Below are 14,973 nucleotides of genomic sequence, written 5' to 3'. Positions count from 1 at the left end.
AAGTGGGAAGCCGGTTTTCGGACAAGGCAGCCACCAATAGCGATGACGGACCAGGTCTCCTCATAAGAGATTAGCTAAGATTTGATTTTCAATCCAAAAAAATATCAGTTTTTCGTGGAAGAATCTTGCGGCGGTGATGATCGTGTATAGAAAACTTTGGTGCTATAATGTGTCGTGCAAAGGTTTGCAGGACGACATTATTAACGAGAAAAATTTCGTGGCCAAATTTTTCTTCGTTTTTCTTGTGGTTTTGACCCAAATATCCTCCCCAACAATTGTTTTTGCTGGCGCGAGAGAGGCGAAATCGGCCCTCGTCGCCAGAAATTATGTCGAAGCGTTCAACCAGTGGAAGTCGTTAGCCGAGGCAGGAGATCCCGTTGCCCAGTTTAATCTCGGCCTCTTATACGCACATGGGCAAGGTGTCCCGCAAGATAAGGCTCGGGCCGTGTTCTGGTGGCGCAATGCTGCTGAGGGAGGGAACTTAGATGCTGCGTACTATCTCGGCTCTTGTTACCTAATCGGGGAGGGCGTTGAGAAAGATGTATCAACAGCGGCACGGTGGATTCGCCGGGCGGCGGAAGGAGGGCAGGCTCAGGCCCAAAGCCAGTTGGGGAATCTGTATTGGAAAGGCGAAGGCGTCGCCCCCGACAATCAGTCGGCATTCAATTGGTGGTTAAAGGCTGCGGCAGTCGGAGTTGCCGATGCTCAATACAACGTAGGCGATTCTTACGCTGCTGGGAGGGGTGTTACCAAAGATGACGTGCAGGCGTTGATCTGGTTCAGAAAGGCGGCCGACCAAGGTTATGCTCCCGCTCAGTATACTCTAGGTGTAATGTATTCGAATGGCATCGCCGTTGCAGTAGACGAAGTTGAAGCGACTGCTTGGCAGCGAAAGGCGGCAGATCAGGGTTATGCAGTTGCGCAAGCGGTATTAGGGTTTAGATACGCGCAGGGCGTTGGAGTGGATCAAAATGGTTCCGATGCAGTGGTGTGGTGGCTTAAGGCCGCAAATCAGGGAAATATTGACGCCCAAATGGGTTTGGCATTCGCCCTTGCTGCAGGCAAAATCGTACCCAAGGACGAAGAATCTGCTGCCCATTGGTGGCGCGCGGCTGCCGAGAGAGGAAATATTGATGCGCAGTTTAACCTAGGAGTTTTATACTACAATGGTATAAACGGGAATGTCGACTATAAAGCAGCCGCGTTTTGGTTCAAAAGCGCTTCAGAAAAAGGCCATGTTAACGCCAAAAAATATATTGATATTATGAGAGAGAAGGGTCTTTTATAATATCATAGTGGAGAAAACCTTATGGATGGTTATGGGTTCTCTTAATTTATTTGGTTTGTTTGGCGGCAGCTATCATGCTCAATCAAAAAAGCAGCTTCATCCGCCCGTCATGAAACCATGATCAAGAGCGCGCATGAAGCGCGCGACCTTTATCGATTCGAGCCTGCCGCCCCGCTTCGATCCCGTCGTGCCTGGAAGGGTGCGCTGGAGCGAAGCGCGAGCTGCCGCCTGGTTGCCGTTCCGCCACCGCGCAGGCGCGCTCGAGAACCTCTCCAAGGGATCGTCATGCGCATCCTGATGGTCACCGATGCATGGCGGCCGCAGGTCAACGGTGTGGTCCACACGCTGGAGCGGCTGACCGAGACGCTGAAATCCTTCGACGTCCAGGTCGATTTCCTGACACCGAACATCTTTCGCACCTTGCCGCTGCCGACCTATCCGGACATTCGGCTCGCGTTGACGACCCCCCGCCACGTCGCGCGCCTGATCGATCAGCGCAAGGCCGACCATGTCCATATCGTCACCGAAGGGCCGCTCGGCATCATGGCGCGCCGCTATTGCCGCAAGACCGGGCGTCCCTTCACCACCAGCTACCACACGCGCTTCCCCGAATATCTCAGCGCCCGCCTGCCGGTGCCGGAGAGCTGGGCCTACAACTGGCTGCGCGATTTCCACAATTCCGGACAAGGCACGCTTGTCGCCACCCAGTCGCTTGCGGACGACCTCGCTTCGCGCGGCTTCAACAAGCTGAGGCCCTGGACGCGGGGCGTCGACATCGATCATTTCCGGCCGGACAAGCGCAAGGACACGAACTTCCCCCGCCCCGTCTTTCTTTGCGTCGGCCGTGTCGCGATCGAAAAGAACCTGACCGCCTTCCTCGATCTCGACCTCCCCGGCAGCAAGGTGGTGGTCGGCGAAGGGCCGGAGCTGGCAAAGCTCAAGGCCCGTTATCCGAACGCGCATTTCCTCGGCCATCGCCCGAATGACGAACTGGCGGAAATCTACGCATCGGCCGACGTCTTCGTCTTCCCGAGCCGCACCGACACCTTCGGCAATGTCATCATCGAGGCTTTAGCCAGCGGCACGCCGGTGGCCGCCTATCCGGTGACGGGACCGATCGACATCGTCGGCGACGGCATTGGCGGGGCGGTGTCCGAGGACCTGCGCGAGGCCGCGCTTGCCGCGCTTCACATCGACCGCGCGGAAGCACGCCAGCGCGCCATGCGCTACAGCTGGAAGGCCTGCGCCGAGATGTTCCTCGACGTGGTCGAGGAAGCGTTGGGAATGCCACGCACGCTGGCCGCCTGACAGACCGGCGTCGACCCTCGGCGATGCGGATCGGTGGTAGTTGTGCGGCCTCTTCAATGCCGCCCACTCTTGCTTTTCCCTCGGGAGATCGGGAACCTCGACAACTTGGCAATGCCTTTGGACAAGTCTTCCGCGTGAAGTTGTCGAGATTTACTGACGGATCGCGCGCCGGCAAGCTTTGATCCCAGTACACGCGTTCCTTGCGAGAGCTTGCGCGACAACTCCTTGAAGTGCATTATTCTGCGTGAGTAGTTCGCTGCGGGATTGACGCCGATTTCAACGCTGGACGATTTGCCTGCCGTATCGCCGAAGCGTCGCGTCTTGCGCATCGGCAAGACCGTTGCGAGAGTGTTCGACTATTGCCGCGCGAATGCCTGGCCGCTCTTCGTGGCCGCCTGGTTTCCCTGCTTTTTGACGGCGCTCGGTCTGGCGGTGCTTGCTCTTATTCTTTTTGCCGATCCGGAGCAGGTGCCCAGCTGGCTTCTGTCGCGAGGCTTTGACTCCAGGACTTGGCTTTCCGCCATTATTGCCGCGCCGTTCTCGGCGATGGTCTTTGCGTTCGTTCTGGACCGCATGGCAAACGCGCCGGAGAACGGCCGTGTCGTTGTTCGGCGCGGCATTGAAAGTGTCAAACGCTTCGCTATTCCGGGCATGCGCTTTGAGCTCGGCCCGCGGATTCTTTGGGCCGCGTTGCTTCTCGCGGCCGTCCAGCTTCTTTGCAGCTTTGCGGTCGCCGGCGAGCACAGACTGCTTGTTGCCAGCCTGCTGGCCACACATGACCTGCCGCTCAACCCCGAGGACGTCGCGCCTTGGGTGTCGGCGATGGGAGTCCTCAACCTCTTCGCGGGTGGTTTCGTACTTGTTTGGACATATCTCTTTGTCGGCGATTTTCTCTGGACGGGATCGTTCGACCCGATCGGGTGCTGGCGTGCGCTCGACGGCAATCATCTGCGTTTCGTCGCCATAGTGTTCATCGTTTTCGCGATAGTTGCCATGCTCAAATATGGGCTGGCCCTGGCCGTAGGCTTGATCCTGATTCCCGCGGATGCCGCGTCGCCTTCCTTCTTGAACCTTATGCTGATGCATTTCGGACTGGCCTGGCCGTTCGACGTCCTGCATCTCGTGCTGTCAGCCGCAACGGTCGGAACCATTCTCGGCGCGTTTCGGTCCCCAGCTATCGCTTCAATCCGGCCGGCTGCGGCGCTATGATCGCGCCTGCCGGATGGCAGCCTGCCCCGCTAGTTTAGAACAGTCGCCCGCCGTCCGGCACGTTGCGCTCGATGGCGCCGAGCACGACGGCGCCCTCCTCATCCGGAAAGCCCAGCGTCAGCACTTCCGACATGAACGGGCCGATCTGTCGCGGCGGGAAATTGACCACCGCGAAGACCTGCCGGCCGATCAGTGTCTCCGGCTTATAATATTTGGTGATTTGCGCCGATGACTTCTTGACCCCGATGGCCGGGCCGAAATCGATCTTCAATTTGAACGCCGGCTTGCGCGCTTCCGGAAATGGCTCGGCCTCGATAATCGTGCCGGCACGGATGTCGACGCGGTCGAAATCGGCAAAGCTGATCTCGGGCTTGCGCTCGCTGCTGGAACTCATCGCTGGTGTCTGCTTGGTTCAGGCGTTTCCATGGGTCTCAAAGAGCACGCTGGACAGCGCGTCCTTGGCCGATGTACCCGACCAGACAACGAACTGGAAGGCCTGGAAATAGCATTCGCAGGCCTCGAGCGCCGAGGACAGCAGCACTTCGACCTGCTGGCTCGAAGGCTCGACCCCGCCGGCAAGCAGCAGCGACTGCCGGAACATGATCGCGCCCTCCTGCTCCCACAGGTCGAAATGGCCGAACAGCATCTGCTCGTTGATCAGCGACAACAGCCGCATCACTTCGAGCGTGCGTATTTCCGGCACCTTGATGTCGAAGGCGCAGGCCAGGTGCAACGCCTCGAAATCCTCCATCCAGGAGAATGAGACGTGATAGTCGGTCCAACTGCCGGTCACCGAAATCGAAATCTCGTCGTCGCCGGCGCGCTCGAAGGACCAGTCATTGTTGTGGGCCACCTGCTCGATGACATCCACCGGGTGGATTTCGCGGGAGAATTCGAGTTCGAGAAGTTCCATGGAATGCTTCCTGTGTTCAGGGGAGCGCCACACGCTCCGCGGGGCACACACGACGAACAATCTTGTCTAGAACTCGGACGGCCAGGAACTTCTCAAACGCAAAGACCCCAGACCGGACCCACCGCCCGGCGCATGACCCTGCTCCGAATCATGCAACAAATTCAGTCTATTGATCGGGAGTCGCGTGAACAGCCCAATTTTTCGCACTGCGTCATTCGCATGTGGAAAGGCGCTGTCAAAAAGATTCATGCAATGCCGGTAAGCGATTCACGGCAAAGCGATTTTTCGGATCGCGCTTTGTGGAAAAGTTTACGATTATTTTTTTGATCTGGGCTTCGCCGCGGCCGCCGGTGCGGCCTGCCCGGTCAATTCGGCGAGCTTCGCCTCGAGCGCTTCGACGCGCGCCGCGAGCTGGATGTTGTCTTCCCTGGCCTTGACGGCCATCTCGCGCGCGGCCTCGAACTCCTCGCGCTGCACCACATCCATCGAGTTGAGCAGGCGCTCGGCCTGGCTGCGAAAGGCTGTCTCCATCTCACGCCGAACGCCTTGGGCTGCCCCCGCTGCATCCGTCATCAGCTTGGCGAACTCATCGAGAATGCGGTTCGGGCCGTTCGACATGGCAGATCCTCGCTTGCTTGGTTTTGACGTAGTGGCGCGCGACGCGGAATGCAAGCGCAGCCTGCCTTGACCCCGCCAAAACCCTGCCGCATGGTCCGCGCCCGATAGACGACCGCAATCGGGAGACCCAGTTTGAGCGAATATTTCCTGCTGCCGCTGGCCTCCCTGCCGTTTCCCAACATCGATCCGGTCATCGTCAATATCGGACCGCTGGCGGTGCATTGGTATGGCGTCGGCTACATCGTCGGCATTCTCTTTGCCTGGTGGTACGCCAAGCGGCTCGTCACCAACGCCAGCCTCTGGCCGGACGGCAAGTTGCCGATGAAGCCCGAGGACCTCGACGACTTCATCGTCTGGGCGGCGATCGGCGTGGTGCTCGGCGGGCGTACCGGCTATGTGCTCTTCTACGATCTCCCGCGCTATATCGCGCATCCGCTCGACATCTTTGCCGTCTGGCAGGGCGGCATGTCATTCCACGGTGGGCTGCTCGGCGTCATCCTCGCCATGACCTTGTTCTCGCTCAAGCGCGGCATCCACACCTGGACGCTGTTCGATGTCGTCGCGGCAGGCGTGCCGGTCGGCCTCGGGCTGGTGCGCGTCGCCAACTTCATCAATTCGGAACTCTGGGGCAGGCCTTCGGACGTGCCTTGGGCGATCGAATTCCCCAATGGCGGCCCATTCACCCGCCATCCCAGCCAGCTCTATGAGGCGCTGCTCGAAGGCCTCGTGCTGTTCCTGGTGCTGCGCTTCCTCACCCATTCGCGGCTGAAGCTGAGGACGCCGCGTTTCGTCGGCGGCGCCTTTATCTGCGGCTATGGCCTGTCGCGCATCTTCGTCGAGTTCTTCCGCGAGCCCGACCAGCAGCTCGGCTATCTGCTCGGCACCAATTGGCTGACCATGGGCATGATCCTGTCCACACCGATGGTGCTTGCCGGCATCTGGGCCATGGCGACGGCTAAGCCGATGACGAAGCCGCAGGCGGCATGACCCGGCTGAGGAAGCGCATTGTCGACCTGATCGGCGCCGTGGGGCCGATCCCGGTCAGCGAATACATGGCGCTCTGCCTGTTCGACCCTAAGGACGGCTATTACACGACTCGCGAGCCCTTCGGCGCCGCCGGCGATTTCGTCACCGCGCCGGAAATCAGCCAGATGTTCGGCGAGCTTGTCGCCGTCTGGCTTTACCAGGCCTGGCAGCGCGCCGGCCGGCCGCTCCCCGCCACCTTCGCCGAAATCGGCCCCGGCCGCGGCACGCTGATGAAGGACATGCTGCGCACCTGGTCGCGGCTCGATTCCGCACTTGCCGCCGGCGCGTCCTTTGCCATGATCGAGACCAGTCCGCGCCTGGCCGAAGTCCAGAGGGCCACACTTGCCGGCCAGAGCACGGCCCTCGCCTGGCACCAGACCATCGACACGCTGCCCCGACGGCCGCTTTTCATCGTCGGCAACGAGCTGTTCGACGCGGTGCCGATTCGCCAGTTCGTCTATGTCGGCACCGGTTGGCGCGAGCGCATGGTCGGCCTCGACGACGCCGACAATCTCCGTTTCTTCGCCGGCGCCGGTTCCGTCGACCCGGCGCTATTGCCGCCGGGCGCTGCCGACGCGCCGCAGGGCGCAATCGCCGAGGTGGCGCCGGCCCGCGCGGCGCTGATGTCGGCGATAGCCGAGCGCGTCGCCGGCCATGGCGGCGCCGGACTGTTCATCGACTATGGCCATCTTGTGCCCGGCCTCGGCGACACATTGCAGGCCCTGCGCAGGCACGAACACGAAGACGTGCTGGCCAATCCCGGCGAGGCAGACCTCACCGCCCATGTGGACTTCGCGGCCCTGTCCGCAAGCGCCCGCGCGCACGGCCTCGACGTGGAACTGACCACGCAGGGCGAGTTCCTGCTCGGCATGGGGCTGCTCGAGCGCGCCGGCGCGCTCGGCGCCAATGTCGACGACGGCGAGCGGCAGGCGATTTCCGACGCGGTCGAACGACTCGCCGGGCCCGATGCGATGGGCGAGCTGTTCAAGGTGATGAAGATCCTGCCCGCGGCGAAAACCGGCTGACATCGGCAGGCACCCCGTGCAAGCTGGTCCGGCCAATTGCCGGACTTCTCCCACTCGCCCCGAACTTCACCTTGACGAAATCGCCCGCGCGGACAACAAACCCATCCATGCTGAATCAGACCAGACCCGATCCAGTACGCTCGCCCCTTCTGGAGAAGGCGCAAGGCATCCGTCACGGTTACTTTACCCGCATCGGCGGCGTCTCCAGCGGCATCTACCAGGGCCTCAACATCGGCACCGGCTCGAGTGACGACCAGACGCTGGTCGCCGAGAACCGTCGCCGCGTCGCCGACTGGATGGGCGTGCCAGCGGATCACCTGCTCACCGCGCATCAGGTGCATTCCCCCGACGTCGTCATCGCCAGGGAGCCTTTCGCAGGCCCTCGCCCCAAGGCCGACGCCGTCGTCACCGACCGGCCAGGCATCGCCGTCGGCGCCTCGACGGCCGATTGCGGGCCGGTCCTGTTCGCCGATGCCGAGGCCCGCGTCATCGGCGCCACCCATGCCGGCTGGAAGGGCGCCTTCACCGGCGTGCTCGAAAACACCGTTGCCGCGATGGAAGGTCTCGGCGCCCGCCGCGACCGTATCGTCGCCGTGCTCGGTCCCTCCATCGGCCCCGACAACTACGAGGTCGGACCCGAATTCGTCGCCCGCTTCGTCGAGGCTGACGTCTCCAATCAACGCTATTTCAAGCGGTCTTTGAATCCCGGCCACTCGATGTTCGACCTCAACCAATATACGGTCGACCGGCTGCGGGACGCTGGCGTGACCACCGAGAGCCTCGGCCGCTGCACCTATGCGGAAGAAGATCTTTTCTATTCCTACCGGCGTACCACCCACCGCAAGGAAGCGGATTACGGGCGCCAGGTTTCGGCAATCGTTCTGGAGAAAGAGTAATGGCGCTGCATTTCGAACGTTCGGAATTCGACGCGCGGCGCGATCGGCTGCTGATCGAAATGGCCGAGAAGAAGCTCGACGCCGTGCTCCTGTTCGCGCAGGAGAGCATGTACTGGCTGACCGGCTACGACACCTTCGGCTTCTGCTTCTTCCAGTGCCTGGTGGTGAAGGCCGACGGCTCGATGGTGCTGCTCACCCGCTCGGCCGATCTGAGGCAAGCGCGCCACACCTCGACCATCGACAACATCGAGCTTTGGACCGATCGCGACAGCGCCAATCCGGCGATCGACCTGCGCAACCTGCTCAATGACCTCGATCTGCTCGGCGCCCGCATCGGCGTCGAATACGACACTCATGGGCTGACTGCCTATAATGGCCGCCGCGTGGATGAGCAGTTGCAGACCTTCGGCCAGATCGCCGATGCCTCCGGCATCGTCGGCCGGCTGCGCCTCTTCAAGAGTCCCGCCGAGGTCGCCAAGGCCGAAAAAGCCGCGAGCCTCGCCGACGATGCGCTCGACGCCGCGTTGCCGTTGATCAAGCAAGGCGGCGACGAAGCGCTGATCCTTGCCGCCATGCAGGGAGCGATTTTCGCCGGCGGCGGCGACTATCCCGCCAACGAATTCATCATCGGCTCCGGCGCCGATGCCCTGCTCTGTCGCTACAAGGCCGGGCGCCGCAAGCTTACCAAGAACGACCAGCTGACGCTCGAATGGGCGGGCGTCTTCCATCACTATCACGCAGCGATGATGCGCACCGTTTTGACCGGCAAGGTCTCGAAGCGCCACCAGGAACTGTTCGACGCCGCGCGTGCGGCCCTGCTTGCGGTCGAGAAGGCGATGACGCCGGGCAACACCTTCGGCGACGTCTTCGACGCGCATGCCCGCACGCTCGAGGCGCACAACCTGACCAAGCACCGGCTGAACGCCTGCGGCTATTCGCTCGGCGCCCGCTTCACGCCATCCTGGATGGACATGCCGATGTTCTACCAGGGCAATCCGGAACCGATCGCGCCCAACATGACGCTGTTCGCCCACATGATCATCATGGACTCGGAAACCGAGACGGCGATGACGCTCGGCCGCACTTACCTCACCACGGAATCGGCGCCGAAGCCGCTCTCCCGCCATGATCTCGACTTGATCGTGCAGTGAATCCATAATGGTTGGTTCACGCGGGGGCGTTCGCCACCAGGGAGTTTCGGGCAAATGAGACGATCGCAGGTGACGACCGTGTCATTGCTTGCGGCGCTGGCGCTTACCTCTTGCACCAACGCCAAGGATGTCCTCGATCCTTCCGCCGTCAAGCCGCCGGCGAATTCGGCCCTGCCGGCCACGCAGGGCACATCGGCCACCACCTCCCCGACCACGACCTCGCCTGCCCCCACGGCGACGGCGGCGGCTTCTACGCCCGCCACGCCGGCTCAGACCGCCGCTATCGCCAAGACCCGGCTGCAGGTGGCGCCGATCGTCGGCGCCTCCGTGGAAGCGGCAGCACCGCTGACGGCGGAACTGCAGGCGCGCGCCAGGCAGCGCGGTGTCACACTTGTCGGCAGCAGCGACCAGACGGCAACGCATGTGTTGAAGGGCTATTTTTCGACGATGTCCGAAGGCAAGGACACCACCGTCATCTATGTCTGGGACGTCTACGACCCGTCGGGCAACCGCCTGCATCGCATCAACGGCCAGCAGAAGGCGCCTTCCGCCGGCAGCACCGAGGGCTGGCCGGCGGTGGCGCCGGCGACCATGCAGTCGATCGCCGATCAGACCATCGACCAGTTCACCGCCTGGCTTGGCAGCGGTGGCGCTGGTTGATCAAACAACCTGTTGCCGGCTTGCGATGCGACCGACCTTTGTTGCGCCTTGTCGAAGGATTCCCGATCGCGAGGCTTGCAATACCGGCGCGGACCGCTAAAAGCCCGCATAAAAGGCTCATGAGAGTCTGTCCGGTCTCTCTATCCTTCGCCAGGAACGGTGCATGAAGCTTTTCGCGGGCAATTCCAACAGGGTGCTGGCCGAAGCGGTCGCTCGCTATCTAAACATCCCGCTGGGTAAGGCCAGCGTCAGGCGCTTCGCCGATCAGGAGATCTTCGTCGAGATCCAGGAAAACGTGCGCGGCGAGGATGTGTTCATCCTGCAGTCGACCTCTTATCCGACCAACGACCATCTGATGGAACTGCTCATCATGATGGACGCCTTCATGCGCTCCTCCGCCCGGCGCATCACGGCGGTGATCCCCTATTTCGGCTACGCCAGGCAGGATCGCCGCGCCTCCGGCCGCACGCCGATCTCGGCCAAGCTCGTCGCCAACATGATCACCCGCGCCGGTGCCGACCGTGTGCTGACGCTCGACCTGCATGCCGGCCAGATCCAGGGCTTCTTCGACATCCCGACCGACAATCTTTTCTCGGTGCCGGTGATGGCCCGCGACGTGAAGGCGAAATACAAGCAGCTCGGCAATGTCGTCGTCGTGTCGCCCGACATCGGCGGCGTGGTGCGGGCGCGCGCGCTGGCAAAACGCTTCGACGCGCAACTGGCCATCGTCGACAAGCGCCGCGAGCGCCCCGGCGAATCCGAGGTCATGAACATCATCGGCGCCGTCGCCGGCAAGGATTGCCTCTTGATCGACGACATCGTCGATTCGGGCGGCACGCTCTGCAACGCGGCGGAAGCTCTGCTCGCCAACGGCGCCACCAGCGTCACCGCCTACATCACCCATGGCGTGCTCTCGGGCGGCGCCGTTGCCCGCATCGCCGGTTCGAAACTGCAGGAACTGGTGATCACCGATTCCATCCAGCCGAGCCAGGCCGTGCTCGATGCGCCCAACATCCGCGTCATCTCGATCGCCGACCTGATGGGCGAGGCGATCTCGCGAACCGCCACCGAGGAATCGGTCTCCAGCCTGTTCGATTAAACCGCGGCGCTGCTGGCCTGCGCCGAACCGGTCAGTCGCTTTATGCCTTCGCCCGCGTCGCGCGCGCCGCGCATATATCCGCGCGGCGAGGCGCCTAACATGCGCTTGAACATGGTAATGAAGGCCGGCACGCTGTCGTAGCCGAGATCAAGCGCCACCCTGGTGATCGGCTCGCCGTCGGCAAGCCTGGGCAGCGCGGCGAACAGGCAGGCCTGCTGGCGCCATGTCGACAGCGACAGGCCGGTCTGACGATGGAAAGCGCGCGTGAACGAGCGCCGGCTCATGCCCACAGCACCCGCCCATTCGTCGATCGTGGCATGCGGCGAAGGTGCCGCCACGAAGCGCCGGCAGAGCGCTGCGAGCTTCGGGTCCGACGGGAAAGGCAGGCCGAGCGGCCGCTCCGGCAGGTTCGGGATCTCGTGCAGCAAGAGCCCCATGATCAGCCCGGCGCGCCCTTCGAGCTCGCCGCCCTGCGGCAGCTTCTCCGATTCGACGATCAGGCTGTGCATCAGCTCGGTGATGCCGACGACGCGCAAGCCCTCCGGCAGGCCGGCAATAGCATCCGGCATGACATAGACCGAGCGCATCGAGACGTCGCCCAGCATCTCGACCGAGTGTTCGATGCCGGCCGGTATCCACATCGCATGGTCGGGCGGCACCATCCAGCGGCCGTGCTTCGTCGTCACCAGCACCACGCCGACCAGCGCGTGCAGCAGCTGGCTGCGGCTGTGGCGATGCCGCGGCACGTGGTAGCCGTCGGGATATTCGGTCGGCAACGCGACCGCCGGCCCGACCGCCTGCTCCAGCCATTGCCAACGGCTTTCATGCAGCCGGCCAAGCTCGGCGGCGTCGCCCCTGAAGATTTCCCGGCCGTGCGGCATCGGATGTGGCCCACTTGCGAAACTATTGGACCAAACCACGAAAGAAGTCGCCATTCAAGCCGATTATAAGGCAAGCGTCCGATAAGACTGCCTGCGGTTCGCCGCCAAAAAGACCACGGAGCATTGCCTTGACCGATACGACTGCCACTGCCGTCGCTACCACGGCGCCGGCCAGCCACCCCTCGGCGCAAGCGACGGCCTTCACCGTCATTCTTGCGGTGAGCTTCTGCCACTGCGTCAACGACATCATGCAGTCGCTGCTTTCGGCCATCTATCCGCTGCTCAAGGACAATTACGGTCTCGATTTCTGGCAGATCGGTCTTTTGACCTTCACCTTCCAGGTGACGGCCTCTCTGCTGCAGCCGGTGATCGGCATGGTCACCGACAAGCGGCCGATGCCCTATTCCCTGCCTTGGGGCATGGCCTCGTCGCTGGTCGGGCTGGTGGTGCTCGCTCACGCCGGCCATTACTGGCTGCTCCTGATCGGCGCCTCGCTGATCGGCATCGGCTCGGCGATATTCCATCCGGAATCCTCGCGCATCGCCCGCTTCGCCTCCGGCGGCCGCTTCGGCCTGGCGCAGTCGCTGTTCCAGGTCGGCGGCAATTTCGGCCAGGCCATGGGCCCGCTGCTCGCCGCCTTCATCGTCGTGCCGTTCGGCCAGACCAGCATTTCCTGGTTCGCCGTCGGCTCGCTGGTCGGCATCGTCGTTCTGTGGCAGGTTGGCGGCTGGTACAGCCGGCTGCGCGCCTCGATGGCCACCCGCAAGCAGGCGGCCCACGTCTCCCCCTTCCCGCGCAGCAAGGTCATGTGGGCATTGGCGGTGCTGACGCTGCTGGTGCTGACCAAGAACGCCTATATCGCCTCGCTCTCCAGCTACTACACTTTCTATGCCATCCATAAGTTCGGCGTTTCGGTGCAGATGTCGCAGGTGATGCTGTTCCTGTTCCTCGGCGCCTCGGCGCTCGGCATCCTGCTCGGCGGCCCGTTCGGAGACCGCTACGGACAGAAGGCGATGATCTGGTTCTCGATCGTCGGCGTGCTGCCGTTCACGCTGGCGCTCCCCTACGCCAACCTGGAATGGACGATGGTGCTCACCGTGCTGATCGGCCTCATCCTGTCATCGGCCTTCTCCAACATCGTCGTTTTCGCGCAGGAGCTGGTCCCCGGCCGCGTCGGCATGATTGCCGGCATCTTCTTCGGCTTCGCCTTCGGCATGGGCGGCATCGCCGCCGCGGTGCTCGGCGTCATCGCCGACATGAAGGGCATCGACTTCGTCTACCAGATCTGCTCCTACCTGCCCTTCCTCGGCCTGCTTACGGTGTTCCTGCCGAACATGAAGGAAGCGCGGAATGCCTGATTGCCCGGCCACCACAAACGAGATCCAAAGATCAAAGCACCCGCCTGATGGCGGGTGCTTTCGTGTTTGGGGACCAGCCTCAGGCCTTGAAGAAGGCCAACAGGTCGGCGTTGATGACATCCGCATGGGTGGTCGCCATGCCGTGCGGGAAGCCCTTGTAGACCTTGAGCTCGCCCTTCTTGAGCAGCTTGATCGACAGCAGCGCGGAGTCGGCGATCGGCACGATCTGGTCGTCGTCGCCATGCATGACCAGCACCGGCACGTCGATCTTCTTCAGGTCCTCGGTGAAGTCGGTTTCCGAGAAGGCCTTGATGCAGTCGTAATGCGCCTTGGTGCCGCCCATCATGCCCTGGCGCCACCAATTGTCGATGATCCCCTGCGACACCACAGCGCCCGGGCGGTTGAAGCCGTAGAACGGACCGGCCGGAACGTCGCGGAAGAACTGGGCGCGGTTGGCTGCCTGGGCGGAACGGAAGCCATCGAACACCTCGATCGGCAGGCCGCCGGGATTGGCATCGGTCTTGAGCATGATCGGCGGCACGGCGCCGATCAGCACAGCCTTGGCCACGCGACCGCCGGAACCGTACTGCGCGACATAGCGCGCCACCTCGCCGCCGCCGGTCGAATGCCCGACATGGATGGCGTCCTTGAGGTCGAGATGCGCGGTCAGCGCCGCCACGTCGGCGGCATAGGTGTCCATCTCGTTGCCGATGTCGGTCTGGGTCGAACGGCCGTGGCCGCGGCGGTCATGCGCGATGACGCGGTAGCCTTTCGACAGGAAGAACAGCATCTGGGCGTCCCAGTCGTCGCTGCTCAGCGGCCAGCCATGGTGGAAGACGATCGGCTGACCGGTCCCCCAGTCCTTGTAGAAGATCTGCGTTCCGTCCTTCGTGGTGATCGTGCCGCTGCCGATCTTGGTCTGCGAAGCTTCAGTCATCTCCATCTCCTTTGAAATTTTCGCAATAAATAATATCGCGATAATGATATGCGTAATGCGATCGAGCTCGCTTGTCCATAAAAATATATCACGATAACATTTTCCGTGGTACATAATCGGTGCTCAGTCGGCAAAAGGATCGTGCCGTGCCTCTTCCCTTGGACAATCAGCTCTGTTTCACGCTTTACGCCACCAGCATGACAATCAATCGTACCTACAAACCGATGTTGGACGAAATGGGCATCACCTATCCGCAATATCTCGTGCTCAACGCGCTTGGCGAGGCGGACGGCATGTCGGTGGGCAGCATCGCGCACCGGCTCGCCCTGGAATCGAGCACGATCACGCCGCTGGTGAAGCGAATGGAACAGGCCGGACTGGTCACGCGCCAGCGCAGCCGAACCGACGAGCGTCAGGTGCAGGTCGACCTGACCGCGGCGGGACGCGCGCTGTTGGTCCGGTGCAATTGCCTGAACGAGACCCTGATCGAGCGCTCGGGTATGACGCTGGCTGAGCTCGATGCCCTGAACCGGCAGGTCCAGGCGCTGCGGGATGCGCTGAACAGCGACCCGGCCGGCGACAGCTGAAGCCTGCGCACTATCCC

At 62.4% G+C, this 14,973-nt stretch carries 17 protein-coding genes; 12 read left to right on the top strand and 5 right to left on the bottom strand.

Features of this window, described 5'->3' with window-relative positions; translation table 11 throughout:
- Positions 1-142 precede the first annotated feature (142 nt).
- From ABID26_RS08135 to ABID26_RS08120, 4 genes are all read left to right on the top strand, one after another.
- Positions 143-1,288, top strand: a complete 1,146-nt coding sequence (locus tag ABID26_RS08135) for a tetratricopeptide repeat protein (protein WP_354414835.1) — start codon at positions 143-145, stop codon at positions 1,286-1,288.
- 133 nt (positions 1,289-1,421) lie between these two features.
- Complete coding sequence (locus ABID26_RS08130) at positions 1,422-1,586, top strand: hypothetical protein (RefSeq protein WP_292298756.1); 165 nt, start codon at positions 1,422-1,424, stop codon at positions 1,584-1,586.
- Complete coding sequence (locus ABID26_RS08125) at positions 1,574-2,596, top strand: glycosyltransferase family 4 protein (RefSeq protein ID WP_354414832.1); 1,023 nt, start codon at positions 1,574-1,576, stop codon at positions 2,594-2,596. Before ABID26_RS08130 ends, ABID26_RS08125 begins: the two co-directional genes overlap by 13 nt.
- A 264-nt stretch (positions 2,597-2,860) precedes the next feature.
- A complete protein-coding gene (locus ABID26_RS08120) occupies positions 2,861-3,805 on the top strand; it encodes a hypothetical protein (RefSeq protein WP_292298760.1) in 945 nt (314 codons plus the stop codon).
- A 34-nt stretch (positions 3,806-3,839) separates the two neighbouring features.
- On the opposite strand, the gene ABID26_RS08115 is transcribed toward ABID26_RS08120, so the two are convergent.
- From ABID26_RS08115 to ABID26_RS08105, 3 genes are all read right to left on the bottom strand, one after another.
- A complete protein-coding gene (locus ABID26_RS08115) occupies positions 3,840-4,199 on the bottom strand; it encodes a tRNA-binding protein (RefSeq protein ID WP_292298762.1) in 360 nt (119 codons plus the stop codon).
- Positions 4,200-4,217: 18 nt separating this feature from the next.
- Entirely contained in the window at positions 4,218-4,718 is a 501-nt protein-coding gene (locus ABID26_RS08110; protein ID WP_354414827.1) for a type III secretion system chaperone family protein, read from the bottom strand.
- A 315-nt stretch (positions 4,719-5,033) separates the two neighbouring features.
- On the bottom strand, positions 5,034-5,336 hold the full coding sequence (locus ABID26_RS08105) for an accessory factor UbiK family protein (protein ID WP_126098780.1): 303 nt from the start codon (positions 5,334-5,336) through the stop codon (positions 5,034-5,036).
- A 132-nt stretch (positions 5,337-5,468) separates the two neighbouring features.
- Here ABID26_RS08105 and lgt point away from each other — a divergent pair, with 132 nt between their 5' ends.
- The 6 genes from lgt to ABID26_RS08075 all read left to right on the top strand — a co-directional run bounded on the left by lgt (position 5,469) and on the right by ABID26_RS08075 (position 11,193).
- Positions 5,469-6,323, top strand: coding sequence for a prolipoprotein diacylglyceryl transferase (gene lgt / locus ABID26_RS08100; protein WP_354414824.1), 855 nt, complete (start codon positions 5,469-5,471; stop codon positions 6,321-6,323).
- A complete protein-coding gene (locus ABID26_RS08095) occupies positions 6,320-7,387 on the top strand; it encodes a class I SAM-dependent methyltransferase (RefSeq protein ID WP_126098778.1) in 1,068 nt (355 codons plus the stop codon). The genes lgt and ABID26_RS08095 overlap by 4 nt, the downstream gene beginning before the upstream one ends.
- Before the next feature lie 107 nt (positions 7,388-7,494).
- Positions 7,495-8,283, top strand: a complete 789-nt coding sequence (gene pgeF, locus ABID26_RS08090; RefSeq protein WP_354414823.1) for a peptidoglycan editing factor PgeF — start codon at positions 7,495-7,497, stop codon at positions 8,281-8,283.
- Positions 8,283-9,434, top strand: coding sequence for a M24 family metallopeptidase (locus ABID26_RS08085; protein WP_354414820.1), 1,152 nt, complete (start codon positions 8,283-8,285; stop codon positions 9,432-9,434). The genes pgeF and ABID26_RS08085 overlap by 1 nt, the downstream gene beginning before the upstream one ends.
- A gap of 54 nt (positions 9,435-9,488) precedes the next feature.
- On the top strand, positions 9,489-10,094 hold the full coding sequence (locus ABID26_RS08080; protein ID WP_354414817.1) for a hypothetical protein: 606 nt from the start codon (positions 9,489-9,491) through the stop codon (positions 10,092-10,094).
- A gap of 163 nt (positions 10,095-10,257) precedes the next feature.
- Complete coding sequence (locus ABID26_RS08075) at positions 10,258-11,193, top strand: ribose-phosphate pyrophosphokinase (RefSeq protein WP_059188918.1); 936 nt, start codon at positions 10,258-10,260, stop codon at positions 11,191-11,193.
- On the opposite strand, the gene ABID26_RS08070 is transcribed toward ABID26_RS08075, so the two are convergent.
- Positions 11,190-12,074, bottom strand: a complete 885-nt coding sequence (locus tag ABID26_RS08070) for an AraC family transcriptional regulator (RefSeq protein WP_354414814.1) — start codon at positions 12,072-12,074, stop codon at positions 11,190-11,192. The two genes, ABID26_RS08075 and ABID26_RS08070, sit on opposite strands and share 4 nt — an antisense overlap.
- Positions 12,075-12,202: 128 nt before the next feature.
- On the opposite strand from ABID26_RS08070, the gene ABID26_RS08065 reads away from it, so the two are divergent.
- Positions 12,203-13,432, top strand: coding sequence for an MFS transporter (locus ABID26_RS08065; protein ID WP_292371326.1), 1,230 nt, complete (start codon positions 12,203-12,205; stop codon positions 13,430-13,432).
- A gap of 79 nt (positions 13,433-13,511) precedes the next feature.
- On the opposite strand, the gene ABID26_RS08060 is transcribed toward ABID26_RS08065, so the two are convergent.
- Positions 13,512-14,369, bottom strand: coding sequence for an alpha/beta fold hydrolase (locus ABID26_RS08060; RefSeq protein WP_126098771.1), 858 nt, complete (start codon positions 14,367-14,369; stop codon positions 13,512-13,514).
- A 146-nt stretch (positions 14,370-14,515) separates the two neighbouring features.
- Here ABID26_RS08060 and ABID26_RS08055 point away from each other — a divergent pair, with 146 nt between their 5' ends.
- Positions 14,516-14,956, top strand: coding sequence for a MarR family winged helix-turn-helix transcriptional regulator (locus tag ABID26_RS08055; RefSeq protein WP_126102616.1), 441 nt, complete (start codon positions 14,516-14,518; stop codon positions 14,954-14,956).
- Positions 14,957-14,973: the final 17 nt, after the last annotated feature.

Source organism: Mesorhizobium shonense (assembly GCF_040545255.1).
In the GTDB taxonomy this organism is placed as follows: domain Bacteria; phylum Pseudomonadota; class Alphaproteobacteria; order Rhizobiales; family Rhizobiaceae; genus Mesorhizobium; species Mesorhizobium shonense.
This window is presented reverse-complemented; position numbering and strand designations above follow the sequence as displayed.

Coding starts and splice junctions, on each gene's coding strand:
- ABID26_RS08130 (WP_292298756.1), top strand. CDS start 1,422: ATGAAGCGCGCGACCTTTATCGATTCGAGCCTGCCGCCCCGCTTCGAT.
- ABID26_RS08125 (WP_354414832.1), top strand. CDS start 1,574: ATGCGCATCCTGATGGTCACCGATGCATGGCGGCCGCAGGTCAACGGT.
- ABID26_RS08115 (WP_292298762.1), bottom strand. CDS start 4,199: ATGAGTTCCAGCAGCGAGCGCAAGCCCGAGATCAGCTTTGCCGATTTC.
- ABID26_RS08110 (WP_354414827.1), bottom strand. CDS start 4,718: ATGGAACTTCTCGAACTCGAATTCTCCCGCGAAATCCACCCGGTGGAT.
- ABID26_RS08105 (WP_126098780.1), bottom strand. CDS start 5,336: ATGTCGAACGGCCCGAACCGCATTCTCGATGAGTTCGCCAAGCTGATG.
- ABID26_RS08095 (WP_126098778.1), top strand. CDS start 6,320: ATGACCCGGCTGAGGAAGCGCATTGTCGACCTGATCGGCGCCGTGGGG.
- pgeF (WP_354414823.1), top strand. CDS start 7,495: ATGCTGAATCAGACCAGACCCGATCCAGTACGCTCGCCCCTTCTGGAG.
- ABID26_RS08085 (WP_354414820.1), top strand. CDS start 8,283: ATGGCGCTGCATTTCGAACGTTCGGAATTCGACGCGCGGCGCGATCGG.
- ABID26_RS08080 (WP_354414817.1), top strand. CDS start 9,489: ATGAGACGATCGCAGGTGACGACCGTGTCATTGCTTGCGGCGCTGGCG.
- ABID26_RS08075 (WP_059188918.1), top strand. CDS start 10,258: ATGAAGCTTTTCGCGGGCAATTCCAACAGGGTGCTGGCCGAAGCGGTC.
- ABID26_RS08070 (WP_354414814.1), bottom strand. CDS start 12,074: ATGCCGCACGGCCGGGAAATCTTCAGGGGCGACGCCGCCGAGCTTGGC.
- ABID26_RS08060 (WP_126098771.1), bottom strand. CDS start 14,369: ATGACTGAAGCTTCGCAGACCAAGATCGGCAGCGGCACGATCACCACG.